Genomic DNA, 24,721 nt, shown 5'->3' with positions numbered 1-24,721 from the left:
CGTCCGCGCTTCGTTGCGCGTGCGTCAAACACCAATTCCAGCATTCCCAGTCCCCGAACTTGCGGGACCGACCATGCAGAGACACCGAACGCACAATCAAAGTCTTTTGGGCGTTCGTGTCGTAGAATCTATGTAGACTGGATCCGTTCTAATGAAATGCCGTCGGCATCTCGCACGCGTCTTCCGTGGCCTGCATGAATTCCGGATAGAGACTCGTCGCGCTCGGCGCATGGTCGAGCTGCCACAGCACGATCTAGAATCGCAACCGCCGGCCCCAAAGCGGCTTCAGCAGTTCGAGCGCCGTGAGCACCAATAGTCCCGCGCCGAGCGTGATCATCAAATCGTCGAGATGCAGGGGGCCGAAGCGAAACAGACCGGAAGCCGGCGGCCAGAACAGCGCTGTGGCGAGAACGAGCGCGATCGCGAGGAATATCCAGAGCAATGCCGCGTTCGGACGGAAGAAGGCAGACAGAAAGGATGCGCTGAAGGATCGGTTGACCAGCACCAGCGCGAGGACGCAGACGACGAGCGCAATGAATGCGAGGGTGCGAGCCTCATCGGGCGGAATTCCGGAACGAAGCGCTGCGAGGAAGATCACCGCGATCAGGGCGAAGGCCATGGCGCCCTGCAGGACGCTCCAGGCGATCAGGGGCCACGAGAACAGCTCCGCGTCGGCACGCCGCGGCGGACGCTTCATGACGTCGCGCTCCTCGCGCTCGGCCTCGAACACCAGCGAGCAGACGGGATCGATGATCAGCTCCAGAAAGGCGATGTGCACCGGCCCGAGCACCAGCGGCAGCCCGAACACCAGGGGAAGCAGCGCAAGACCCGCGATCGGCACGTGGACGGCGAAGATGAAGGCCATGGCCTTGCGCAGATTGTCGTAGATCCGGCGTCCGAGTCGGATGGATGCGACGATGGAGCTGAAATCGTCGTCGAGCAGGACGATCGCGGATGCCTCGCGGGCGACGTCGGTGCCGCGGCCGCCCATCGCGATTCCGATATGGGCGGCCTTCAGCGACGGCGCGTCGTTGACGCCGTCGCCCGTCATCGCGACGATCTCGCCGCCGCGCTTCAGCGCCTGGACGATCCGCAGCTTCTGCTCCGGCAGAACCCGCGCGAAGACATTCACCTTCCTGACGAGCGCCTCGAGCTCGGTGTCATCAGCGAGCTTGACCTGCTCCCCGGTCACGACCTCATTGACGTCGAGCCCGGCCTGCCCGGCGATCGCCATGGCGGTCGCCGGATAGTCGCCCGTGATCATGATGACCCGGATGCCGGCCGAACGGCACTCGCGAACTGCCTCCGGAACATGAGGCCGCAACGGATCGGCAAGCCCGACCAGGCCAACGAAGCGAAAGACGAAAGCCTCCTGGGATGCCGGCAGTGCAGCGTCATCGCACGCGGCAACCGCCACCCCCAGCACGCGAAGACCGTCCTTCGCCATGGCCCCGACGGCGGCTTGCACGGCCTGTCGATCGGCCTCGTCCAGCCTGCACAGGCGCGCAATCGCTTCCGGCGCGCCCTTGGCGCATGCGACGAGCTCCGCCGCTGCGGATGTCCGCCAAACCTGAGTCATGGCGAGCAGCTCGGGGCGCAGACCATAGGTGCGCACCAGCGTCTGCCCGCCATCCATCGCGTCGTCCCGCAGGACATCACGCGCGAACGCGTGTAGCGCCTTCTCCATCGGATCGAACGGCTCCGGAGAGCTTGCCAGCGCGCCGCAGCGCGCCAGCTCGGCGAATTCGGTGCCGATGCGATCCGGCCCGGCCGCCTGCGCACGCAGGCGCGCCCCGTCGAGCAGGCGCAGCTCGGCGACCGACATCTGGTTCTGCGTCAGCGTTCCGGTCTTGTCGGTGCACAAGACTGTCGCTGAGCCGAGCACCTCGATGGCGGCGGCTCGCCGCGTCAGGACGCGAGCCTGCGAAATCCGCCACGCGCCCATGGCCATGAACACCGTGAGCACGACGCCGAATTCTTCCGGAAGCATCGACATGCCGATGGCGACGCCTGCCAGCAGCGCCTGCAGCCAGTCGCCGCGCGAGACGCCGTAGAGCACAATCGCGGCCAGGCTGACGATGGCGCCGCCGAGAAAGCAGAGCCGCACCAGCCTTGCGGTCTGCTGCTGAAGCCGCGGCGGCTCGGCCTGCAGGCCGCGAAGCGACAGCCCGATCTTCCCGATCTCGCTGCGCGGCCCGGTGGCCTCGACCAGCGCCAGCCCCTCGCCGCGCACGACCAGCGAACCGGAATACACGAATGGCTGATCCTCGCCGCCGGGCCGGTGACCGGCCGCACCGATATTGTCGGAGGTCTTCTTGCGGACGGGCATCGACTCCCCGGTCAGCAGGGACTCGTCGACCTGCAGATCCCGCGCTTCGACGAGCGCGGCGTCGGCGGGGACACGATCGCCTTCGCCGAGGACGAGAAGGTCGCCCTGCACGACCTCGCGGCCGGCAATTCGCCGACGCGCACCGTCGCGCACCACCAGCGCCCGCGGGCTGGTCAGGTCACGCAGGGCTTCCAGCACGCGCTCGGTCCGGGTTTCCTGCACCACCGTGATCACGATGGACATCGCTCCGAACGCCAGCAGGATCAGCGCCTCCTTGAGATCGCCGAGCACGAGATAGATCAGCCCGCCGCAAAGCAGCAGCAGCAGCATCGGCTCGCGCAGCACGTCCACCACGATGCGCAGGGGACTGCGCCGTTCCGGCCGAGGCAATTCGTTGGGGCCGTCTGCCGCGAGCCTCGCCCGGGCCTCGGTCTCGCTCAGGCCGCCCGCGCGTCCGCGTTGCACCTCGCTCACGACTTTTGCCGCAAGCTCCAGAGGGCGCCGGCACCGATGATTGCGGTGACGAGCAGGACGGCGACGAAAGTCTGGATGATGGTGAAGTTCAGCGCGTCACGCGCGACGAACAGCGCCGTGATCGCACCGGCGAGGACAAACAGAATGCGAAAGATGATGCTCATGGCCATGCCTCCAAGATCTGCATGAAGCTCTGCATGACTTGGAGCCCGGGGCCCTTGGCATCGGGGCACAACGCTGTCTCTGCAACCATGCAGGGCAGAGCTTAGCCGGTCAGGGCAAGGCAGGTTTGCGACAGGTCAAGCCCACCCGACCATCATCGCTCGGCAGGTGCGACGTGATGTCCGCCTTGGAGCGAGCAGCCGCTGCATCGCGCTCGGCTGCGTGGCGTATGCGGCTAGCGCTTTGCCATCAACTCGAGCGCCGGAGCAAAGCGCTCCGCGAACGTCAACGACTTGGCATGGTGAACTGCGGCAAAGGACGCCGAGATTCCCGCCGAAGCAACCGCGAGCAAGGCAACTACGAAAGCCAGACGGCGCATGTTCGCCTCCTGTATGAGCTCGACTACTCCATAGAGATGGGACGGCTCTGTTTCAGGACGGTTTCGTGGGCACGGAAATTGATTTCGCTCAAGCAGCTGTGATGAGATCCGGCTTATCTTGCGGCATTCCGTAACCAACTAACTAAGGTCGACGTGTTTTGCAGCGCCGGCCGTGTTGGGAGTTTCGTACCCGCGACCGCGATCCCAGGCACTTCGGCGACGAGCAACATTCGCTGGAATGGGAGTCATCGAGGACGACGTAAATGAAGATCGTGATCCAGAAGCTCAATGGCCTGTGGCACCTCATCGTCGGATCGTGCCAGATCCGAACGCCGTTCCTGGACACCCAGGACCGCGCGCTGGTGATCACTTACGCCCGCCGCGCCTACCCGGGCGCCAGGATTTTCCAGCGCGACTGACGCAAATACTCTCAGTCGTCGTCCGCCGGGCCGCACCAGCCGGGAAGATAGATCGCATTCCTGCTTCTCGCCGCGGCCATCGCCTTCTCCAGCGCCTTGTCGAAATCGGCCTCCACCGCCTTGCGCGAGACCTGCCGGCGCAGGAAGTCGGCCCACAGGAATTCGGAGAACGGCGTGGTGTCCTTGGCGAAGCCGCCCATGCGGCGCAATTCACCGGCAAGGCTGCGGAAGGGATCGTCCTTGAGATCGGCGACCGATTTGGGCAGGTCGCGAAACGACCGCCGCTCGCCCTTGGCGTCGTAAGGATAGACCCAGCGCTTGTTGTCCATGACGCCCCAGAAGGCCTCGCGCTCCACCATCCTGAGATCACCGACGATGGTCACCAGCACCTCCTTGACGCCTTCGTCGTGCAGCGCGCGGCCGAGGTGATGATGGTCGATCACGTAATAGCGCGCGTCGGGGCCGTAAACGACGGGGATCATGTGCTTGCCGAGCAGATCCGCCTGCTTCTTCTTGCCATGCTCGCGCCAGCGCTTCCGCTTCTCCTTGACCTCGCGCATGCCGACCGTCATCTGCGTCGGCCGGAGCGACAGGATCGGAACCGGATGCACCCTCGGCTCGCGCGCGTTGGTCGTGGTCATGATCGAAGTCCCTCGCATGGATGCAACTGACGGTTCGGTTCCCGCGACTATGCCATGGGCTCCGCGGCGGCAAAAACCGTTCGGAGCACGCCCAGATCACAAGTCGATGCCGGCCGGTAAAAAAGACGTCCCAATGGCTGTCGCTATGGCCGCGTTGCGGCGCAACGCGCGCCACGGACACGACAGCCCGCTCCCGGATCGCGGCACATCGGCCCATGCGCCAATAGTACGAACGCATAAATGCACCCTGCAATTGCGAAGATTTACTGCAACGCGTGCATCACCTATGCTATCTAAATCACTGCTTCGGAGTGATCCCCGCCCCATGAACAACCAGCGGCCCATAAGCTCTGATGAGGAGCACCGGGTGCTCCAGTTCAGGCCGCGCACCCCGCCCTCCCCGGGGGTCCAGCGCGGCAATGGCACCATGCAACCGCAGCGCGCCACGCCCGAACGGCTGGACCTGTCCCGCTACGAGCAGCCGCGCGCCGAGCCCGATAATTTCCGCCAGCGCATGCTGGCCAATATCGCGGCGCTGGCCTTCACCATCGCGCTGACGGCGATCGGTATCTGGCTCGCGGTCAGCATCGCCGACCTCCGCCGGACCCAGGATTGCGTGCTGATGGGCCGCCGCGACTGCGTCAAGATCACGACACCGCATATCTAGGACCGGCTCGGCACGGACCTCGCGGCGGAAGGGTCCCGACCGGCATCCCCAGCCCTGTCCGTTGCTGTGCCCCGGGCCTTGGCCGGCTCCATTGAACTCAGGGCGGCGCTCCGATATACGGGCTTTCGACCCGGCCAGAGGGGGGTTTGAGGGCATCATCAGGGGCGCGATGCCCAGCCACCGTGCCACTCTGGGCAATCTGACAAATACCTGCAATATATCAAAGGCTTAGTGATGTCCTCCACATTCGATCAGGTCGCCACGATCATCGCTGAAACCTGCGACATCCCGCGCGACACGATCACGCCGGATAGCCATGCCATCGATGACCTCGGCATCGACAGCCTCGATTTCCTCGATATCGCCTTCGCGATCGACAAGCAGTTCGGCATCAAGCTGCCGCTGGAGAAGTGGACTCAGGAGGTCAACGACGGCAAGGCGACCACCGAGCAATATTTCGTGCTGAAGAATCTGTGCGCCCGCATCGACGAACTGGTTGCGGCCAAGGGCGCGAGCGCCTAAGGGCGCAGTCATGCAACTCGAATACTTCCACATGATCGATCGCATCGTCGACCTCAAGGTCGACGAGAAGACGATCGTCGTCGAAGCACAGGTGCCGCAGGAAAGCACCATCTTCGAAGGGCACTTCCCGGGCTATCCCCTGATGCCCGGCGTGCTCCTGATCGAATCGATGGCGCAGGCCTCGGGCTGGCTTCAACTCGGCGTGTTCAAGTTCGAACGCATGCCGATCCTGGCCGCCGTCAAGGAGGCCAAGGTCCGCGGCTCGGTCTTCCCGGGCGAACTCATGAGCATCGAGGCGAGCCTCGCCCATGAAGGCTCCGGTTATGCCATGACCGAGGCCAAGATCCGGGTCGGCGGCAAGCTGCGCGCGAATGCGGCGCTGACCTTCACGCTGATTCCCTTCCCCAATGCGGATATGCGCGGATACATGGCGAAGGTCGCCGAGCGCGTCGGCTTTCCGCAACAGGTCGTATCGCCATGACTGACACTGCTTCGAAGCCCGGCCAGACGGAAGTCTGGATCACCGGCATTGGACTCGCCACCTCGCTCGGCGAGGGCCTCGAGGCCAACTGGGCCGCGCTTTCCGAGAAGCGCATCAATGTCGACGAGAAGGGCTTTGCGCCCTACATCGTGCATCCCTTGATGCCGGTATCCTTCGACAGCCAGATCCCCAAGAAGGGCGACCAGCGCCAGATGGAAGCCTGGCAGCGCATCGGCACCTATGCCGCCGGCCTTGCGCTCGATTCCGCCGGCATCAAAGGCAACAAGGACATCCTGTCGAAGATCGACATGGTCGTCGCCGCCGGCGGCGGCGAGCGCGACATCAACGTCGACAGCGGCATTCTCACCGCCGAGGCCAAGGGCGCCAACGCACCGGGCTTCCTCAACGAGCGGCTGATGAGCGATCTCAGGCCGACGCTGTTCCTGGCACAGCTCTCCAATCTGCTCGCCGGCAACATCGCCATCGTGCACGGTCTGGGGGGCACTTCGCGCACCTTCATGGGTGAGGAGGTCGCCGGCGCCGACGCCGCCCGCATCGCGCTCGCGCGCATCGCCTCGGGCGAAAGCGACATCGCGCTGGTCGGCGGCTCGCACAATGGCGAACGCAAGGATCTGCTCGTCCTCTACGAATTCGGCGACTTCAACCTGAAGGACAAGTTCGCGCCCGTCTGGGCGCGCAAGGACCATCCCGGCTTCGCGCTCGGCTCGGCCGGCGCCTTCCTGGTGCTGGAGTCGAAGGCCCACGCGGAGGCGCGCGGCGCCAGGCCGTTCGCGAAGCTGTCGAGCGTCGTCGCAGACCTCGCCAAACGCAAGCAGCCCGGCGACATGGCCGCGACGCTCGAGAAGCTGTGGGCCAAGCTGCCCAGGCGCGAGGGCAAGGGCGCGATCATTACGGGAGCGACCGGCGCGGAGCCCGCGACCTCGGACGAGCGCGCCTTCCTGAAGAGCCATGCCGACTTTCCGGTGCGCTCGACCGGCACGGTGTTCGGCCACGCCATGGAAACGCAATTTCCGCTCGGCATTGCCCTCGCCGCATTGTCGATCTCGCGCGGCGCACTGTTCCCGCCGAATGATTCCACGGGGACCGAGATTGAAATGCAGGGCGCGCCCACCCAGATCGTGGTGGTGGGAGCCGGACACTGGCGCGGCGAAGGCATGGCGCTGGTCGAGGCGGTTTAATCAGCTCAAGCGGGGATCGACATGACTGCACCACGCGACAAACTCGGGCGTCCCGTCGTCGTCGTCACCGGCATGGGCATCATGACCTCGCTCGGCGCCGGCAAATCCGACAATTGGGCAAAGCTCGTCGCCGGCGAATCCGGGATCCGCACCATCACGCGTTTTCCGGTCGACGGCCTCAAGACCACGATGGCCGGCACAGTCGATTTCGTCAGCGCCGATCCGTTCTCCTCCACCGCCCTGTCCGAGCGGATGGCCGAGCTGGTGACGCAGGAAGCGCTGGAGCAGGCCGGCATCGGCGCCAAGGCCGATTTCCCGGGTCCGCTTTTCCTCGCTGTGGCGCCGGTCGAGGTCGAATGGCCGCAGCGCCGCGAGCTCGGTCGCGCCGTCGGCCAGCAGGACATCACCTATGACGATCTGCTCCGCATTTCCGGCGGCGGCAAGTTCAGCGCCTATCATCATCGCTTCATGTTCGGCTCGGTTGCCGCCTATCTCGCCGAGACCTTCGGCACCAAGGGCTCGCCGATCTCGCTGTCGACGGCGTGCGCCTCCGGAGCCACCTCGATCCAGCTCGGCGTCGAGGCGATCCGCCGCGGCGAGACCGACGCGGCGCTGTGCGTCGCGACCGACGGCACCGTGAACCCGGAAGCGCTGGTGCGCTTCTCGCTGCTGTCGGCGCTCTCGACCCAGAACGACCCGCCGCAGGCGGCCTCCCGCCCGTTCTCCAAGAACCGCGACGGCTTCGTGATGGCTGAAGGTGCCGGCGCGCTGGTGCTGGAGAGCTACGAAGCGGCTGTCGCGCGCGGCGCAAAAATTCTCGGCGTGATCGCCGGCTGCGGCGAGCTCACCGATTCGTTCCATCGCACCCGCTCCTCGCCCGACGGCAAGCCGATCATCGGCTGCATGAACAAGACGCTGGCCGATGCCGGCATGACGCCGGACCAGATCGACCACATCAACGCGCACGGCACCGCGACGCCCGAGAACGACAAGATGGAGTTCAACACGACCTCGGCCGTGTTCGGCGAACTCGCGCAGAAGATTCCGGTCACCTCCAACAAGTCGATGGTCGGCCACACCATCTCGGCCGCCGGCGCGGTCGAGGCGATCTTCTCGCTGCTCACGCTCGAGCATCAGCGCATTCCGCCGACGATCAACTACGACAATCCGGATCCCACGATCCTGTTCAACGTCGTCGGCAACAAGGCGCGCGATGCCCGCGTCACCGCGGTGATGTCGAACTCGTTCGGCTTCGGCGGCCAGAACGCTTCGCTGATCCTGACCCGCGAACCGGCCTGACCGGACGCATGGCGCTGCTGACTGCGAGCACGAAGGCCCGCGCGCGGGAGGCTGCCAAATCGCTGGGCGGCAGCCTGATCGGCGCCGCGACCGTCGCGATGCTGCGCACCACGCGCTATTTCGATCCGGCCAAGACCTCGGACTTTTTCGCCCGTGCCGTGAAGCTGATCGGCCCTCGCCTGCGCGAGCACCGCATCGGCCGTGCCAATCTCGCAGCCGCCTTCCCCGAGAAGTCGCCGGAGGAGATCGACCGGATCCTGATGGGCGTCTGGGATAATCTCGGCCGCGTCGGCGCCGAGTTCGCCCATATCGACCAGGTCTGGAATTACGAGCGCGATGCCCCGGAGAAGAGTCGGATCGAGATTTCCCCGCGCAGCATCGAGCTGTTCGACCAGATCCGCGACGACGGCAAGCCGGCCCTGATCTTCGCCGCACATCTTGCCAATTGGGAATTGCCGGCGCTCGCCGCCGTCTCGCATGGCCTCGACACCGCAATCCTCTATCGCCGGCCGAACATCGCCTCGGCCGATCGCATCATCCAGGAGATGCGCCAGGTCAACATGGGCACGCTGATCCCGGCGGGGCGCGATGCGCCGCTGCGGCTGGCGCAGGCGCTCAAGGACGGCAAGCACGTCGCCATGCTGATCGACCAATATCTGACGGCCGGCGTCGAGGTCACGTTCTTCGGCCGCAAGACCCGCGCCAATCCGATGCTGGCGCGCCTCCTGCGCCAGGTCGAATGCCCGATCCACGGCGTGCGCATCATCCGCCTGCCCGACGGCCGCTTTCGCGGCGAGCTCACCGAAGAGATCCAGCCGGTGCGCGATGCCGATGGCAGGATCGATATCCAGGGCACGACGCAGGTGATCACGAGCGTCGTGGAAAGCTGGGTTCGCGAGCATCCCGAGCAGTGGCTGTGGCTGCATCGCAGGTGGCGGTGATTACTCCGTCATTGCGAGCGCAGCGAAGCAATCCAGAATCTCTCCGCGGTGAGATCCTGGATTGCTTCGTCGCAAGGGCTCCTCGCAATGACGGGCATTGAGCGCTGGCAGCAGGCCCTTCAGTGCACGACCATCCTCACTGCTCCGGCAGTCCCGCATCCACCTCGGCCTGCACGACACGCTCCCAGGCCGCGATACACACCGGACTCGCGTTCTTCATCGGCGGCGAGACGTTCAGCCTGGTCGTGCCGGGCCGCAAGCGCAGTCCCTCGGCGATCGCCGCCCTCGCCTCATCGAGGCGGCCCGTTCTCTGGTAGGCGGCCCCGAGCAGGAAGTGCGAACGGCCGGTCCCGGGCGTGATGGCGATCGAACGCTGCAGCCAGGGCAACGCCTCCTCAAAGCGTTCCATCAAGGCATAGGTCATGCCCGCGCCGAGCAGCCAGGTCCAGCGCGAGGCCTGCGGCGTGTCGTAACGATCGGCCTGCAGAAAGGTCGCCAGCGCATCGTCGAAGCGGCCGAGATAGACCTGCCCGAGGCCGATCAGATAGAGCGCAGATCCGTTCCACGGATCGAAGCTCAAGGCCTTGGCGCAGGTGACGAGACTTTCGACAAAGTGGTTCGTCGCGCTGAGGAAGCGGCAATGGGCTTCGAGCACGGCAATCGAATTCGGCTTCGATCGCAACGCCTGCTCGAGCGTCGCGTTGGCCCTGGCCTCGACGGCGACAGCCTCCTCCGGGCTGAACCAGACCATCTGGATGCCGCGCATCTGCAGCGAAGCGAGCGCGACCGCGACGTCGAGATTGTCGGGGTCGTCGCTGAGCGCCTTTTGCAGCATGGCCTGGGCCGCGCCAAAACGCTCGCGCGTGGTCTGGTTGATCGATGCGAGCGCCTGCTCGACGGCCACCTTGTCGCCGCCGGCCGACGCCCCGGCAGCCGGGGCGCGCACACGCGGCTCCAGGATTTCGTTGAGACGGCGCGCGAGCCCATGACCCACGCCCGCGACGAGGCGCGACTGTGCGAGCTGCGCGTCCGCCTCATCCGCAGCGACCGACGCTGCGACGACCGACTGCACCTCGCCGGTGGCGGCCTTGATGATCCGCGCGCGTAGCGTCCAGGACTGGTCGCGACGCTCCAGTTCGCCGCGCAGCTCGTAATCGGATGAGGGAGCAGACGCAGCAGTGCCGGCGCCGCCCTTGGCCGCCAGTCGCGGCGCAACCACGCTGATGTTCTGGACCTTGGCAAAACCATCGGCGAGGCGCGCGGTGATCTCCGCGGCCATCGCCGCGCCGCGCGCATCATTGCTCTCGTCGGCGATCGGCATCACCGCGAGCCGCGGCGGCGTTCGCTTGAACAGGAGGTCCGGCTTCAGCACGGGCGCGGCAACCGCCAGCCCCATCACGATCACGCAGAGGCCGGCCACGGCGGCAACCGTGGCCTGCCGACTCAAGCCGAACAGGGCGCGCTGCGGCTTCACGGACGCCACGATGGCCTCGGCCGGCAGGAGCGCGACGTCATCGGGTGAACCGGACGGAAACTCCTCGACCGGCACCGGGTCGGCTTCGCCCGCTGCCTCAACCTCCGTCGCGAGCAGATAGCCACCGCCGGAGGCGAGCTTGATCAGCTGCCGCCGCTCGTCGCCGAGCGCGGTGCGGAGCTCGCGGATGCATTGGAACAGGCTGTCCTCGCCGACATGGACGTTCGGCCAGACCGCCTCCATCAGCTCCTGCTTGCTCAGCACCCGGCCGCCGCTGGTGGCGAACAGGCGAAGCATCTCGAACGTCTTGGGCCGGAGCTTGATCGGCGTGCCGTCGGCCCTGCGCAGCTCAGCGCGATGCAGGTCCAGCTCAAAGCCGGCGAAACGAAGCAAGTAATCCCCCAACACGTCTCAAGGCGGCTCGTATAGCGGAAGTCTGCCGAAAATGCCCGAAAATCGGGTCTGAAACGCAAATATCAGAAACTTTCAGAAATGTGCCAACCCCTTATCAGGACACCACTCCCGCCCGGTGCGAAGAATCCGCTTGAGGACTCGCGATCGTGCGTTGGGGGAAGTGTGAGGACCGGGAAAGAATATGTCAAAGCGACCCGCCACCTGCGGGCCGCACTGCTGACCTCGTCGGCACTGGCCCTGGCCTGGGCCCTCCCGGGCGCGCCGGCTCGCGCGCAGGATGCCACCTGGGGCACCGCTCCCGCGACCGGCTCTTACAACGATGGCGGCAACTGGAACACCGGGAGCGTACCTTCCGGCACCGCCTATTTTGGCGCATCGAACGTGTGGTACCTGACTATTGACGGCGCTGCCACGATCGGCGGCTGGACCTTCAATCCGGGAGCGTCCGACTACAGCATCACCAACATGAACGGCGCCGCGCTCACGTTCACCGGCGCCGGCATCATCGTCAATGGCGGCAGCCTCAACCTCAACACCCAGAACAGTTCGACAACCACCTTCCAGAATTCCAGCTCGGCCGGCACCGCCACGATCGGCAATCAAGGCCTGATGGTTTTCGCGAACAGCAGTACCGCCGCTGGCGCCTCGATCAGCAACGGAAATATCCTGAAATTCCAGGATAGCAGTACCGCCGCGAATGCCGTCATCATCAACAACCACGTCATGGCCTTCGTCGGCTCGAGTACGGCCGGCAACGCTACTATCACCAATAACACGCTGCTGGATTTTCGCGACAGCAGCACTGCCGGTAGCGCGACCATCATCACCGGCAACGGTGGACAGACCACTTTCAACGACACCAGCGCGGCCGGCAGCGCCACCATCATCGTCAATAGCGGCGGACTCCTCTCCTTCTACGGCAACAGCACGACCGCCAACGCGACCATCATCAACAATGCCGGGGGCAACATCTATTTCTCGGGGACGGGCCCCGCCGGTGACGGCAAGCTCTCGGTCCAGTCCCTCACCGGCGCCGGCACCTCCTACCTCGATTTCATCGAGCTGACGCTGGGCGCCAACAACCAGTCGAGCGAGCTGAGCGGCACCATCACGGGCACCGGCTCGCTGGTCAAGGCCGGCACGGGCACGCTCACACTTTCTGGCGGAAACAGCTATGGCGGCGGCACCACGATCACGGCCGGAACACTCCAGCTCGGCACACCAGCTAGCACCGGCTCCATCATCGGCACGGTTGACGTCCGCGCCGGAACCACACTCAGCCTCATCAACAGCAATGGCAACGGCATGGCCATCACCGCCGCGGCCGGCAGCACGGTGGATTTCTCGGGTTCTGCGGGTCCCGCCGGCGATTACAAGCAGACGGTCGGCTCGATCGCAGGCGCCGGCAGCTACCTTCTCGGCGCCAACGAGCTCACGGTCGGCTCCAAAAATACATCGACCGAAGTGGCCGGGGTGATCTCCGGCACCGGCGGCTCGCTGGTCAAGATCGGCGCCGGCACGCTGACGCTGTCGGCAACGAATACCTACACGGCCGGCACCACCGTCGACGAGGGTACACTCCAGCTCGGCACCCTCGCCAGAACCGGCTCGGTCGGCGGCGCGGTCGGCGTCGGCGCCGGAGGGGCGCTCAGCGTCGTGAATGCGGGCGCGATCTCCAGCATCTCGAACGCCGGAAGCACGACCTACAGCAACGGAATGTCGGCCGGCAGCACCACAATCGCCAATAGCGGCACACTCGAGTTCGTCGATACAACGACGCCCGGCAGCGCTCAGATCACCTCCACCGGCGCTGCGAATTTCCGGAACACCAGTTCGGCCGGCAACGCGGCGCTCAGCATCAATGGCGGCACCGCCACGTTCTATGACACGAGCTCCGCGAGCAACGCGACGATCAACATCAACAGCAGTGGCACGCTCGGCTTCCGCAACAGCAGCACTGCCGGCAGCGCCACCATCAACAACAGTGGCACACTCCGCTTCGGCGACCTCAGCTTGAGCGAAAACAGCACCGCCGCGAGTGCCGTCATCAACAACAGCGGCGCGCTCGTGTTCGTCGGCTCCAGCACGGCCGCAAGTGCCACAATCAACAACAACGGCAACTTGACCTTCGGGTACGCCAGCACGGCTGGCAATGCCGCCATCACCAACACCAGCGCGACCGCATTGACTCAGTTCTCCTCAAATGGACCTGCCCTTGACGGTGTGATCAGCGTCGGTTCGATCGCCGGCGAAGGTACTTTTCTTCTGGACGGCCGGTGGCTCAAGGTCGGCGGCAACAATATGTCGACTGTCGTAAGCGGAACTTTCTCCGGCAATGGCACCCTGGAAAAGGTTGGCACCGGTACTTTGACGCTGACGGGCACGAACACCTATGGCGGCGATACGATCGTCTCTGGCGGCCGGCTGCGGTTCGGTGACGGCAGCGCAGGCGGCAGCAACAATCTGGGCGGCAGCGTCAACGTCACGGGCGGTTCGCTGGCGATCGAGACGCCGGCGACCCTGAACGTCGCTCAGACCGTGATCTTCGGCAACAACACCGCGCTGTCCATCGCTGCCGGCACGAGCGGCCCCGCGCTGTCTGCCGACAGCGTCGCGCTCGGCAACGGCGTCGTGTTCAATATCAGCGGCATCAGCAATGCGAGCCAGCTCGACAAGGTGCTGATCGATACCCAATCGGGCATCAGCGGCGACTTCGCCGCAGTCACCGTCGGCGGCTTCAGCGGCACGGTGGACTACCTCACGGTGTCCACCCGCAAATCGGCCGACGGCCTGCAATACCTCGCCAGCTACGGATTGAGCTGGACTGCGGGCAACTCCCTCGCCCATGGCACCTTCACGCTGACCAACGCCAGCGACACCTTCACGCTGGGCATGGCGCTGACCGATCAGGCGGCGAACCCCGCCACCGGCTGGGACGGCAGATCGCTCACCAAGGCCGGCGCCGGCACGCTCGTCCTGACCGGACACAACAGCTATAGCGGCGGCACGGCGATTTCGGGCGGCACGCTCCAGATCGGCAACAGCGGCGTGACCGGCTCCGTTGTGGGAGCGGTGACCGTCGGCACCGGGGCGACATTCGAAATCGTCAACGCCGACACGAGCGGAATCACGGGCATCGCGAACGGCGGGACCACGAACTTTCGTAACAGCAGCAGTGCCGGCAGCGCCACCATCACCAACGGCGGCACCCTGAACTTCAACGAGACGAGCACCGCCGGGAGCGCCACCATCACCAACAGCGGCGCCGGCAACGTCTACTTCAACAATTCGAGTTCGGCAGGCAGCGCGACCATCGTCAGCGACAACAACTTCCTGTATTTCAACGATACCAGCACCGCGGGCAGCGCAAATATCAGCAACAGCGTCAACAGCAGAGCCATTTTCCAAGGAAACGCCACGGCCAGCACCGCAACGATCACCAATAGCGCTTACCTGTATTTCTATGGCAGCAGCACGGCCAGCAACGCTGTTATCACCAACAACGAATGGCTGTCTTTCAACGAGACCAGCACGGCAGGCAGCGCCACACTCGCCAACAATCGCTGGCTGTATTTCTACAACAACAGCACGGCTGGCAGCGCGACCATCACCAACGCCAATTTGCTGGTGTTCCGCGACAACTCCACGGCCGGCAACGCCTCGATCGCCAACAGCAATACCATCAATTTTGTCGTCAGCAGCACGGCCGGTAGCGCGACCATCACCAACAATGCCGGGGGCACGACCACCTTCCAGGACAATTCGACTGCGGGCAATGCGCAGCTGATCAACAACGCGGCCAATGCCGTCTTCGATTTCTCCGGCAGCACCGGCCCGAACGGCGACCACAAGCTCAGCGCTGGCTCGATCGCCGGCAACGGCACCTTCTATCTCGGCGCCAACGCGCTGACGGTCGGCGGCAACAATCTGTCGACGACCGTCAGCGGCGTGGTCGCCGACGGTGGCGCGAGCGGCGGCACCGGCGGCTCGCTGGTCAAGACCGGCACCGGCACGCTGACGCTGTCGGGCGCGAACACCTATACCGGCGGCACCACCTTCGCCGACGGAACGGTCAGCGTCTCCTCGGACGCCAATCTCGGCGACCTCGCGGGCGGCCTGACCTTCAACGGCGGCACCCTGCAGATATCAGGCACGGCATTCAACGCCACCGCACGCACCGTCAATCTGGGGGCCGGCGGCGGCACGCTCGACATTGCGGATGCCGCCAATAATTTCGTCATCAGCCAGGGCGTCAGCGGTAGCACGCTGACCAAGTCCGGCACCGGAACGCTGACCTTAACGGGCGCGGCAAGCTTTTCCGGCGCGACGGTGTCTGCCGGCACGCTGGTGTTCGACGCCAATGCGACCGCCGGCAATGCGGCTATTACCAACAACGCGCAGCTGGTCTTTGCAACCAGCGCCACGGCCGGCAACGCCACCATCACCAACACCAATCAGTTGACCTTCTACGGCAACACCACGGCGGGCAACGCCGTCATCAACAACAGCGGCACTGTGCTGTTCGACGGCAATTCGACGCCCGGCAGTGCACAGCTCATCAACACCGCGTCCAGCGCCGTTATCAACTTCTTCACCCCCGGCCCGAGCAGCGACGGCAAGCTCACCGCCGGCTCGATCGCCGGCAACGGCCGCTTCGACCTCAACGGCGCAGAGCTGGCGGTCGGCAGTAACAACCTGTCGACCGTCGTCACCGGCGTGCTCACTGGCGACGGGAGCATCACCGGGATATCGCTGATCAAGGTCGGCACCGGCAAGCTCACCCTGTCGGGCGTCAACACCTACACCGGCGCGACCACCGTCGACGGCGGCACGCTCGCGGTAAACGGCTCGATCGCTTCATCGGGCGGCGTCACCGTAAACGCGGGCGGCATCCTCGGCGGCACCGGCATCGTCGGCAACACGGCGATCGCGAGTGCTGGCACGCTGGCGCCGGGCAACTCCATCGGAACTCTCACCGTCAGCGGCAATCTGGCGTTCGCCGCCGGCAGCTTCTACACGGTCGAGGTCTCCACGACCGCCGCCGACCGCACCAACGTTTCGGGCACCGCGACGCTCACCGGCGCCACCGTGCAGGCGGTGGCAATTCCCGGCAGCTTCCGCGGCCAGACCTTCACGCTTCTGAATGCGAGCGGAGGACTCGGCGGAACGCAATTCGCCGGGCTGACCATCGTCGGAAGCTTCAGCCCTGCCCGCAATCCGCGCCTCAGCTACGACCTCAACAACGTCTATCTCGTGCTCGATCCCGGCAAGATCGAGCTGCCGGCCGGCACGAGCGGCAACCAGACCGGCGTCGCAGGCGGCATCAACAACGCGGTCGAGAGCGGCGCGACGCCACCGGCCGGTTTCGATACACTGCTCAACATGAGCGGCGCGCAGCTCAACCGGGCCCTCAGCGAGGTCTCGGGCCAACCCGGCGCCGCCACCACGCAGGCCGCGTTCAACGCCATGCAGCAGTTCCTGGACATGCTCGACCCGGTCGGCGGCAGCATGGAAAGCGAACGCGGCATGAGCGGCAGCACGTTGGGCTACGCCACCACTGCGCAGCACGACGCCAGGGTGCGCGAAGCCTATGCCGCGGTGACGCCGCGCGAGACAAGCGGCGATGTCATCGACCGGCGCTGGGGCGTCTGGGCCTCTGCTTACGGCGGTGCCAGCACGTTGAGCGGCAATGCGGCGGCGGGCTCGAGCTCCACCACCAGCCGCATCTACGGCACCGTGGTCGGCGCGGACTATCGTTTGTCGCCGGATACACTGGTCGGCTTCGCGCTCGGCGGCGCGGGCTTCAATTTCTCGGTCGCCGATAGCCTTGGTGGCGGCCGCGCCGACGTCTTCCAGGCCGGCCTCTATGCCCGGCACAATTTTGGCCCGGCCTACCTCTCCGCCGCGCTGGCCTATGGCTGGCAGGATGTCACCACGGATCGCACCGTGACGGTGTCGGGCACCGACAGGCTGACCGCCAACTTCAAGGCCAGCACCTTCGCCGGCCGCCTCGAAGCCGGCTGGCGCTTCGCACCGATCCCCGCCTCCAGCTTCGGCGTCACGCCTTACGCGGCCGTGCAGGCGACCACCTTCCACCTCCCCGGCTACGGCGAGACCGCGCTTGTCGGCAACAACCAGTTCGCACTCTCCTACGGTTCGCAGGACACGGCCAATGTCCGCAGCGAGCTCGGCGCGCGCACCGACCAGCGCTTCCTCGTCAATGACGGCGGGCTCACGCTGCGCGGCCGGCTCGCCTGGGCGCACGACACCAACACCAGCCGCCTCGTCAACGCCGCCTTCCAGACGCTGCCCGGCGCGGCGTTCACCGTCAGCGGCGCGCGTCCCGCGGCCGATTCCGCGTTGGCCGGTGGTCGCGCCGAGATGAAATGGCGGAATGGCTTCGCACTCGCCGGCACAATCGAAGGCGAGTTCTCCCGCAGCACCCAGACGTACACGGGCAAAGGCACGGTGCGTTACGAATGGTAGGAGGTGGTCTGGTGCTGGCGCACCATCCCGGATGACGGCAAGCCTCAGCGTCCCGTCTTCACCTTGGTCCAGAGCCGGTTGATGATCCGCTGCGTCGCCGGCTCGCGCGCCGTGATCACGAACAGCTTTGAAAGCGTCGCCTCGTCCGGATAGATGTTCTTGTCGTTCAGGATTTTCGGGTCGACCAGCTTCTGGCTGGCGAGGTTGCCGTTGGCGTAGGACAGGAAGTCCGAGTTCTTGGCGGCGACATCAGGACGGTAGAGATAGTTGATCAACTCGTGGGCTTCCCTGACGTTCTTGGCATCCGCGGGGATGGCGAGATTGTCGAAGAACATCTGTGCGCCCTCCTTCGGAATGGCGTAGCCGATCTCGATGCCGCTCTTGCCCTCCGCCGCGCGGGCACGGGCCTGCATGATGTCGCCGGACCAGCCGACCACGAAGCAGATCTCGCCAGTCGCGAGTGCGCTTAAGTATTCGGAGGAGTGGAACTTGCGCACGGAGGGACGGACTTTCGCCACGGCCTCGGCGGCCTTTTCGAGGTCGGCCTGCTTGGTCGAGTTCGGATCGAGCCCGAGCCAGCTCAGCGCCGCCGGGAAGATGTCGTCGGCGGAGTCGAGCATGTGCACGCCGCAATCCCTGAACTTGGCGAGGTTCTCCGGCTTGAAGACGATGTCCCAGCTGTCGATCTTCGCTTCAGCGCCGAGGATCTGCTTCACCTTGGCGACGTTATAGCCGATGCCCGTCGTGCCCCACATGTAGTTGGCGGCGTAGAAATTGCCGGGATCGTAGGTGGCGAGGCGCTGCGTCACCACCGGCCAGGCGTTGACGAGGTTCGGCAGCTTCGACTTGTCGAGCTTCTGGAAGATGTTCGCCTTGATCTGGCGCTGCAGGAAATACGCCGTGGGCACCACGACGTCGTAGCCGGACTTGCCGGCCATCAGGCGCGTCTCCAGCGTCTCGTTGGCGTCGAAGGTATCGTAGACCACCTTGATGCCGGTCTCCTTGGTGAAGGCCTCGAGGACGCCAGGCGCCATGTAGTTGGACCAGTTGTAGAAGTTGACGACCCGCTCCTCGGCCCCGGCGGGAGCGGAGAGCAACGTCAGTGCCGCGGCGATCGCGAAACCAAGCCCGGAGCGGCCGACGTTCGTCATCTCGATCTACCTCTTGCGTCCACGCACCGCGTCCGACAGCCGCTCCAGCGCGGTGTCCAGCGTCTCGTCCTTCTTGGCGAAACAGAAGCGCACGACCGAGGTCACGGGGTCCTGCTCGTAGAACGCCGAGACCGGGATCGCCGCGACCTTGTAATCCTTCACGATGCGCCAGCAGAACTCGGTGTCGCTCTCGTTGAGCCCGAGCGGCGACAGGTCGACGGTGAGGAAGTAGGTGCCTTGCGACTTCAGCACGGGGAAGCCGAGGCTCTCCAGCCCCTTGGTCAGCCGGTCCCTGCTCCGCGTCAAATCCTTGCGCATCGAGAGGAAGTAGTCGTCGGACTTGCCGAGGCCGTAGGCGACGGCGGCCTGCAGGTTCGGCGCGGTGGTGAAGGTCAGGAACTGGTGCACCTTGGCCGCGACGCGCAGCAGCGGTGGGGCGGCGCAGACGAAGCCGATCTTCCAGCCCGTCAGCGAGAAGATCTTGCCGGCCGAGCCGACCTTGATGGTGCGCTCGCGCATGCCGGGGATGGTGATCAGCGGGATATGCTTGTGCTCGTCGAAGGTGACGTGCTCCCAGACCTCGTCGCAGATCGCGATGACGTCGAACTCCTGGCAGTAGCGCGCGAGCAGCTCGAGGTCCTCGCGCGGATAGACCACTGCGGACGGATTCAAGGGATTGTTGAACAGCACCGCCTTGGTCTTTGAATTGAACACGCTTTTCAGCATGTCCTCATTCAGCCGCCAGTGCGGCGGCTCCAGCCGGACCAGGCGCGGAATGCCGCCGGCCTGGCGGATGATCGGCAAGTAAGAATCGTAGACCGGCTGGAAGCAGACCACCTCGTCGCCGGGCTGGACCACCGCGAGGATCGCCGAGGTCAGCGCCTCGGTGCCGCCTGAGGTGACCATCACCTCGCTCATCGGATCGAGCTTGAGCCCGTGCCAATGGCCGTAGTGGGTCGCGATGGCCTGGCGCAGCTCCGGCAGGCCCATCATCGACGGATACTGGTTGTAGCCGTTCAGCGAGGCCTCGGCCGCGGCGCGGCGGATGTCCTCGGGGCCGGGATCGTCGGGGAAACCCTGGCCGAGATTGATGGCATTGTTGTCGCGCGCGGCCTGCGACATCGCCTCGAAGATGGTGACGGGAAGGTCGGCGAAGACCTTGTTCAGCGAAGAGCTCTTGGTCGTCATTGCGCGGTTAGCCACCGACCTTGCTGGGAAGACCCGCCGCCTTCCAGCCCAGCATGCCGCCGGCCAGGTGCTTGTCGTAAGGCAGGCCGGCCGCCTGTGCCGCCAACGAGGCCGTCACCGAGCGCTTGCCCGAGCGGCAGGCGAACACGACCTCCTTGCCGGCGGGATCGGGGATCGCCTTGGGATCGAAGGTCGAGAGCGGAACCACGACGCCGTAAGGGTAAGCCTCGGCCTCGACCTCGTTCGGCTCACGGACGTCGACCAGCAGATAGCGCCCTTCCGCGACACCCTTGGCGACCTCGTCCGGGGTCAGATCCTGCACTTGATTTGCCACATCATCCTCCAACGTCGCGGGCCGCGTGCCGGGGTGATCCCGGCCGGCGGCAACCTCGCCTCTCGGGAGACGAAAATCAAGCGCCACAAAGGCTTGAGCCGCGCGGCGCAAGTTAAAGCTAAATCGCAGCGACTTGAAGTCCGGCGTTGGCTGGCCTGGCTAGATCGTCACCTGCGTTCCCACCTCGACCACACGGCCGGAAGGGATCTGGAAATAGTCGGTGGCATCGTTGGCGGAGCGGCTGAGCGAGATGAACAGCCGGTCCTGCCAGCGCGGCATGCCGGAATGGGCCGCGGGCTTGAGCGCCCGGCGCGACAGGAAGAACGAGGTCGACATGATGTCGAACTGCCAGCCCAGCTTGCGGGCGATCGCGAGGGCCTTCGGCACGTTGGGCGATTCCATGAAGCCGAACTTCAGCGTCACCTTGGAGAAGGTCGGCGAAATCTGCTCCAGCTTCACCCGCTCGGCCGGATCGATCCGCGGGGTCTGCGCGGTCTCGATGGTGAGAATGACATTCTTCTCGTGCAGCACCTTGTAGTGCTTCAGACTATGCATCAGCGCGGTGGGCGCGCTGAGCGGGTCCGAGGTCAGGAACACCGCGGTGCCGGGCACGCGCTGCGGCGGCCGCTTCTCCAGCATCGCCACGAGGTCGGCGAGCGGGAACTCGAGCTTGCGCGATTTCTCGAACAACAGCCGGCTGCCGCGCCGCCACGTGTACATCAGGATGATCATGACGGCACCGAGCGCCAGCGGCACCCAGCCGCCCTCGAACACCTTGAGCAGATTCGCAGCCAGGAAGGTCAGATCGAGCAGCAGGAACGGCGCAATCAGCGCGCCGGCGGCAAGCGCTGACCACCGCCAGCCCTTCCAGACCACGACGAAGCCCATCATCGCCGTGACCACCATGGTGCCGGTGACGGAGATGCCGTAGGCGGAGGCGAGCGCGCTCGACGAGCGGAACAGCAGCACCAGCAACACCACCGCGACCAGCAGCAGCTGGTTGATGCGCGGAATGAAGATCTGGCCGGAATGGGCTTCCGATGTATGGCGAATTTCGAAGCGCGGCAGCAGCCCGAGCTGGATCGCCTGCCGCGTCAGCGAATAGGCGCCGGTGATCACGGCCTGGCTTGCGATGACGGTCGCCATGGTCGCCAGCACGACCATGCAACCGCGGAAAAAACCCTGCGGGAACAGCTGGAAAAACGGGCTGACGATCGCACCGGGGTCGCCGAGCACCAGCGCGCCCTGCCCCAGATAGTTCAGCGCCAGCGAGGGCAGCACGATGAACAGCCAGGCGGTCTGGATCGGCCGCTTGCCGAAATGACCGAGGTCGGCATAGAGCGCCTCGGCGCCGGTCACGGCCAGGAACACTGCGCCGAGTGTCACGAACCCGATGATGCCATGGTGCAGCATGAAGTTCACGGCATAGAGCGGGTTCAGCGCGAGCAGCACCTGCGGATGCTCGATGATCGGCGGGATCGCCGCCAGCGCGAGGACGGCGAACCAGACGCACATGATCGGGCCGAAGAAGGCGGCGACCCGCGCCGTGCCGCGGGACTGCACGGCGAACAGGCAGACCAGGATCACCAAGGTCAGCGGAACGATGTAGTGCTCGAACCTCAGGGTGACATCCTTCATGCCCTCGATGGCCGACAGCACCGAGAGCGCCGGCGTGAGCACGGCATCGCCGTAGAAGAGCGCTCCGGAAATGATCCCGAGCAGCACGATGGTCGCACTGCCGCGGCCGGTGCCGACCGCCCGCTGGGCCAGCGCCATCAGGGCGAGCGTGCCGCCCTCGCCGTTGTTGTCGGCGCGCAGCAGGATCACGACGTATTTGAGCGTCACCACAATGATGAGCGCCCATAGGATCAGGGAGAGCACGCCGAGCACGGCCGCAGCCGTCGGCAGGCCATCGTGCCCGGAAGCTGCCATCACCGCCTCGCGGAACGCATAGAGCGGGCTGGTGCCGATATCGCCGTAGACGACGCCGATGCTGCCGAGCGTCAGCGCGCCGAAACCGGCGGTGGTGTGGGCCTCGCCATGCCCGTTGGCCGCCGCCGTTTCCGGGGCGGGAACTGCTACGTCGCTTGTCATGGGAGAGCCCGATGGCCTCTAAAATGCTTCACTGCACAACGGCGGAAGAGCGCGCGGCTTATAGTGCTGCGCCACCGGCATAGCCTAGCCCGATTTCGGGCCATAGTCATGCAAATTTGCATGGCTGGGCCGATTGCGTTCTAGATAGTGACCTGGGTTCCGACTTCCACCACCCGGCCGGTGGGGATCTGGAAGTAGTCGGTGGCATCGTTGGCCGACCGGCTCAGCGCGATGAACACATGATCCTGCCAGAGCGGCATGCCGGACTGCGCGGAGGCCTTCAATGACCTTCGCGACACGAAGAACGACGTCGACATGATGTCGAACTGCCAACCCTGCTTGCGTGCGATCGCGAGCGCCTTTGGCACGTTCGGCTGCTCCATGAAGCCGAAGCGCAAGCGGACCTTGGAGAACTTCTCGCTGACCTTCTCCATCCTGAACCGCTCCGACAGATCGACCCGAGGCGTCTGCGCGGTCTCGATGGTCAGGATCACGTTGTGCTCGTGCAGCACCTTGTTGTGCTTGAGATTGTGCAGGAGCGCGGTCGGCACGAAGGCGGGATCGCTGGTCAGGAACACCGCGGTGCCCTTGACGATGTGCGGCGGCCGCTTCTCCAGGCTGCGGATCAGATCGTCCAGCGGCACCTCGATCCGTCGCGTCTTCTGGACCAGGATTGCCGAGCCCTTGCGCCAGGTCCAGATCGTCCCTGCCATGACGATGCCGAACAGCAGCGGCACCCAGGCGCCTTCGAGCAGCTTGAGCAAATTGGCGCTGAAGAAGCTCAAATCGACGATGACGAAAGGCACGATCAGGGCTGCGGCGGTCGCGGCGCGCCAATTCCAAAGCTTCCAGATCACGACGAAGCCCATGATCCCGTCGGCGACCATGGTGGTCGAGACCGCAATGCCGTAGGCCGAGGCCAGATTGCTCGGCGTGTGGAACAGCAGCACCAGCAGCATCACGCCGATCAGCAGCAGCCGGTTCACGCGCGGCAGATAGATCTGGCCGGCATGCGATTCTGAGGTGTACCGCACCTCGAAACGCGGCAGCAGGCCGAGCTGCACGGCCTGATAGACCAGCGAATAGGCGCCCGTGATCACCGCCTGGCTCGCGATCACGGTTGCGGCCGTCGCAAGCCCGACCAGCGGCAGCACCAGCTTCTCGGGCACCATGCGATAGAACGAATGCTCGATCGCGCTCGGATCGGACAGCACCAGCGCACCCTGCCCGAAATAGTTGATCAGCAGCGCGGGCAGCACGAAGAACATCCAGGCCGACTGGATCGGCTTGCGGCCGAAATGGCCGAGATCGGCGTACAGCGCCTCGCCGCCCGTCACCGCCAGGAACACGGCACCGAGGGTCACGAGGCCGATCGTGCCGTGCGACAGCACGAACTGCACGGCGTAATAGGGATTGATGGCCGCCAGCACGGTGGGATCGTCGGCGATGTGGACGGCCCCCATGATGGCAATGACGGTGAACCAGATCACCATCACCGGCCCGAAGGCCGAAGCGACCAGCGCGGTCCCCTTGCTCTGGACCGCAAACAGCAGCACCAGAATGAGGACGGTGACCGGCACGACATAATGCTCGAGCGCGGGGGTTGCGAGCTTCAGACCTTCCACCGCCGATAGCACCGAGATCGCCGGCGTGATCATGGAATCGCCGATGAACATCGAAGCGCCGACCACGCCGAGCGCGAGCAGAACCCAGCTTCGCCGCCCGAGCGCGCGCTGGCCCAGCGCCATCAGCGAGAGCGTGCCGCCCTCCCCGTTGTTGTCGGCGCGCAGCAGCAAGAGGACATATTTGGCGGTGACGACGATCAGGAGCGCCCACAGGATCAGCGAGAGCACGCCGAGCACGATGACGCGCGAGACCGGCGCGCCGTGGGCTGCGGCCTTGACCGCCTCGTGAAATGCGTAAAGCGGCGACGTGCCGATATCGCCGAAGACGACGCCGATGCTCCCGAGCGTAAGGGCCCAAAAACCTGTGGTGGCCCGCCCGTCCTGGGTCTCGGCCTGTGTGATGCTCGCCGTCATGAGGGTGGAGAACGCTTCGTCCCTGAAA

The 24,721-nt window shown here is 65.4% G+C and carries 18 protein-coding genes; 8 read left to right on the top strand and 10 right to left on the bottom strand.

Features of this window, described 5'->3' with window-relative positions; all coding sequences use genetic code 11:
• Window positions 1–253 precede the first annotated feature (253 nt).
• The 3 genes from BDOA9_RS19295 to BDOA9_RS38895 form a co-directional block, all read right to left on the bottom strand.
• Window positions 254–2,803, bottom strand: coding sequence for a cation-translocating P-type ATPase (locus BDOA9_RS19295; protein WP_025035607.1), 2,550 nt, complete (start codon window positions 2,801–2,803; stop codon window positions 254–256).
• Complete coding sequence (locus BDOA9_RS38900) at window positions 2,800–2,967, bottom strand: hypothetical protein (RefSeq protein ID WP_192859587.1); 168 nt, start codon at window positions 2,965–2,967, stop codon at window positions 2,800–2,802. The genes BDOA9_RS19295 and BDOA9_RS38900 overlap by 4 nt, the downstream gene beginning before the upstream one ends.
• Window positions 2,968–3,200: 233 nt before the next feature.
• Entirely contained in the window at window positions 3,201–3,344 is a 144-nt protein-coding gene (locus tag BDOA9_RS38895; RefSeq protein WP_192859586.1) for a hypothetical protein, read from the bottom strand.
• A gap of 263 nt (window positions 3,345–3,607) precedes the next feature.
• Between BDOA9_RS38895 and BDOA9_RS38890 the strand changes: the two genes are divergently transcribed.
• On the top strand, window positions 3,608–3,763 hold the full coding sequence (locus BDOA9_RS38890; protein ID WP_192859585.1) for a hypothetical protein: 156 nt from the start codon (window positions 3,608–3,610) through the stop codon (window positions 3,761–3,763).
• Window positions 3,764–3,774: 11 nt separating this feature from the next.
• Here BDOA9_RS38890 and BDOA9_RS19290 read toward each other — a convergent pair whose 3' ends face one another.
• A complete protein-coding gene (locus BDOA9_RS19290; RefSeq protein WP_025035606.1) occupies window positions 3,775–4,404 on the bottom strand; it encodes a ParB-like protein in 630 nt (209 codons plus the stop codon).
• A 325-nt stretch (window positions 4,405–4,729) separates the two neighbouring features.
• Between BDOA9_RS19290 and BDOA9_RS19285 the strand changes: the two genes are divergently transcribed.
• From BDOA9_RS19285 to BDOA9_RS19260, 6 genes are all read left to right on the top strand, one after another.
• Complete coding sequence (locus BDOA9_RS19285; RefSeq protein WP_025035605.1) at window positions 4,730–5,071, top strand: hypothetical protein; 342 nt, start codon at window positions 4,730–4,732, stop codon at window positions 5,069–5,071.
• Between the two features lie 234 nt (window positions 5,072–5,305).
• Window positions 5,306–5,593, top strand: a complete 288-nt coding sequence (locus BDOA9_RS19280; RefSeq protein ID WP_007592476.1) for an acyl carrier protein — start codon at window positions 5,306–5,308, stop codon at window positions 5,591–5,593.
• Window positions 5,594–5,603: 10 nt separating this feature from the next.
• Window positions 5,604–6,074, top strand: a complete 471-nt coding sequence (locus BDOA9_RS19275) for a 3-hydroxyacyl-ACP dehydratase FabZ family protein (protein ID WP_025035604.1) — start codon at window positions 5,604–5,606, stop codon at window positions 6,072–6,074.
• The gene (locus tag BDOA9_RS19270; RefSeq protein ID WP_025035603.1) at window positions 6,071–7,273 is read left to right on the top strand and encodes a beta-ketoacyl-ACP synthase; all 1,203 of its coding nucleotides are present in this window, start codon (window positions 6,071–6,073) and stop codon (window positions 7,271–7,273) included. The genes BDOA9_RS19275 and BDOA9_RS19270 overlap by 4 nt, the downstream gene beginning before the upstream one ends.
• 21 nt (window positions 7,274–7,294) lie before the next feature.
• Window positions 7,295–8,572 (top strand): beta-ketoacyl-ACP synthase, encoded by a 1,278-nt coding sequence (locus BDOA9_RS19265; protein WP_025035602.1) that lies wholly within the window; start codon window positions 7,295–7,297, stop codon window positions 8,570–8,572.
• Between the two features lie 8 nt (window positions 8,573–8,580).
• Window positions 8,581–9,513, top strand: coding sequence for a lipid A biosynthesis lauroyl acyltransferase (locus BDOA9_RS19260; protein WP_025035601.1), 933 nt, complete (start codon window positions 8,581–8,583; stop codon window positions 9,511–9,513).
• 136 nt (window positions 9,514–9,649) lie between these two features.
• On the opposite strand, the gene BDOA9_RS19255 is transcribed toward BDOA9_RS19260, so the two are convergent.
• Entirely contained in the window at window positions 9,650–11,380 is a 1,731-nt protein-coding gene (locus BDOA9_RS19255; protein ID WP_025035600.1) for a winged helix-turn-helix domain-containing protein, read from the bottom strand.
• 183 nt (window positions 11,381–11,563) lie between these two features.
• Between BDOA9_RS19255 and BDOA9_RS19250 the strand changes: the two genes are divergently transcribed.
• Window positions 11,564–17,887, top strand: a complete 6,324-nt coding sequence (locus BDOA9_RS19250; RefSeq protein ID WP_025035599.1) for an autotransporter-associated beta strand repeat-containing protein — start codon at window positions 11,564–11,566, stop codon at window positions 17,885–17,887.
• Window positions 17,888–17,931: 44 nt separating this feature from the next.
• Here the strand turns inward: BDOA9_RS19250 and BDOA9_RS19245 are convergent, their stop codons facing one another.
• The 5 genes from BDOA9_RS19245 to BDOA9_RS19225 all read right to left on the bottom strand — a co-directional run bounded on the left by BDOA9_RS19245 (window position 17,932) and on the right by BDOA9_RS19225 (window position 24,693).
• The gene (locus BDOA9_RS19245; RefSeq protein WP_025035598.1) at window positions 17,932–19,038 is read right to left on the bottom strand and encodes a polyamine ABC transporter substrate-binding protein; all 1,107 of its coding nucleotides are present in this window, start codon (window positions 19,036–19,038) and stop codon (window positions 17,932–17,934) included.
• Window positions 19,039–19,044: 6 nt separating this feature from the next.
• Window positions 19,045–20,226, bottom strand: a complete 1,182-nt coding sequence (locus BDOA9_RS19240) for an aminotransferase (RefSeq protein WP_042336240.1) — start codon at window positions 20,224–20,226, stop codon at window positions 19,045–19,047.
• A 7-nt stretch (window positions 20,227–20,233) separates the two neighbouring features.
• Window positions 20,234–20,560: a rhodanese-like domain-containing protein gene (locus BDOA9_RS19235; RefSeq protein ID WP_025035596.1), complete on the bottom strand. Its 327-nt coding sequence runs from the start codon at window positions 20,558–20,560 to the stop codon at window positions 20,234–20,236.
• A gap of 159 nt (window positions 20,561–20,719) precedes the next feature.
• Window positions 20,720–22,654, bottom strand: a complete 1,935-nt coding sequence (locus BDOA9_RS19230; RefSeq protein ID WP_025035595.1) for a potassium transporter Kup — start codon at window positions 22,652–22,654, stop codon at window positions 20,720–20,722.
• Between the two features lie 140 nt (window positions 22,655–22,794).
• Window positions 22,795–24,693: a potassium transporter Kup gene (locus BDOA9_RS19225; protein ID WP_025035594.1), complete on the bottom strand. Its 1,899-nt coding sequence runs from the start codon at window positions 24,691–24,693 to the stop codon at window positions 22,795–22,797.
• Window positions 24,694–24,721: the final 28 nt, after the last annotated feature.

Origin of the sequence: Bradyrhizobium sp. DOA9 (assembly GCF_000617845.2) — a bacterium.
Classification (GTDB): Bacteria; Pseudomonadota; Alphaproteobacteria; order Rhizobiales; family Xanthobacteraceae; genus Bradyrhizobium.
Note: the sequence above shows the minus strand (reverse complement) of the source record. Positions and strands in the feature narration are given on the sequence as shown.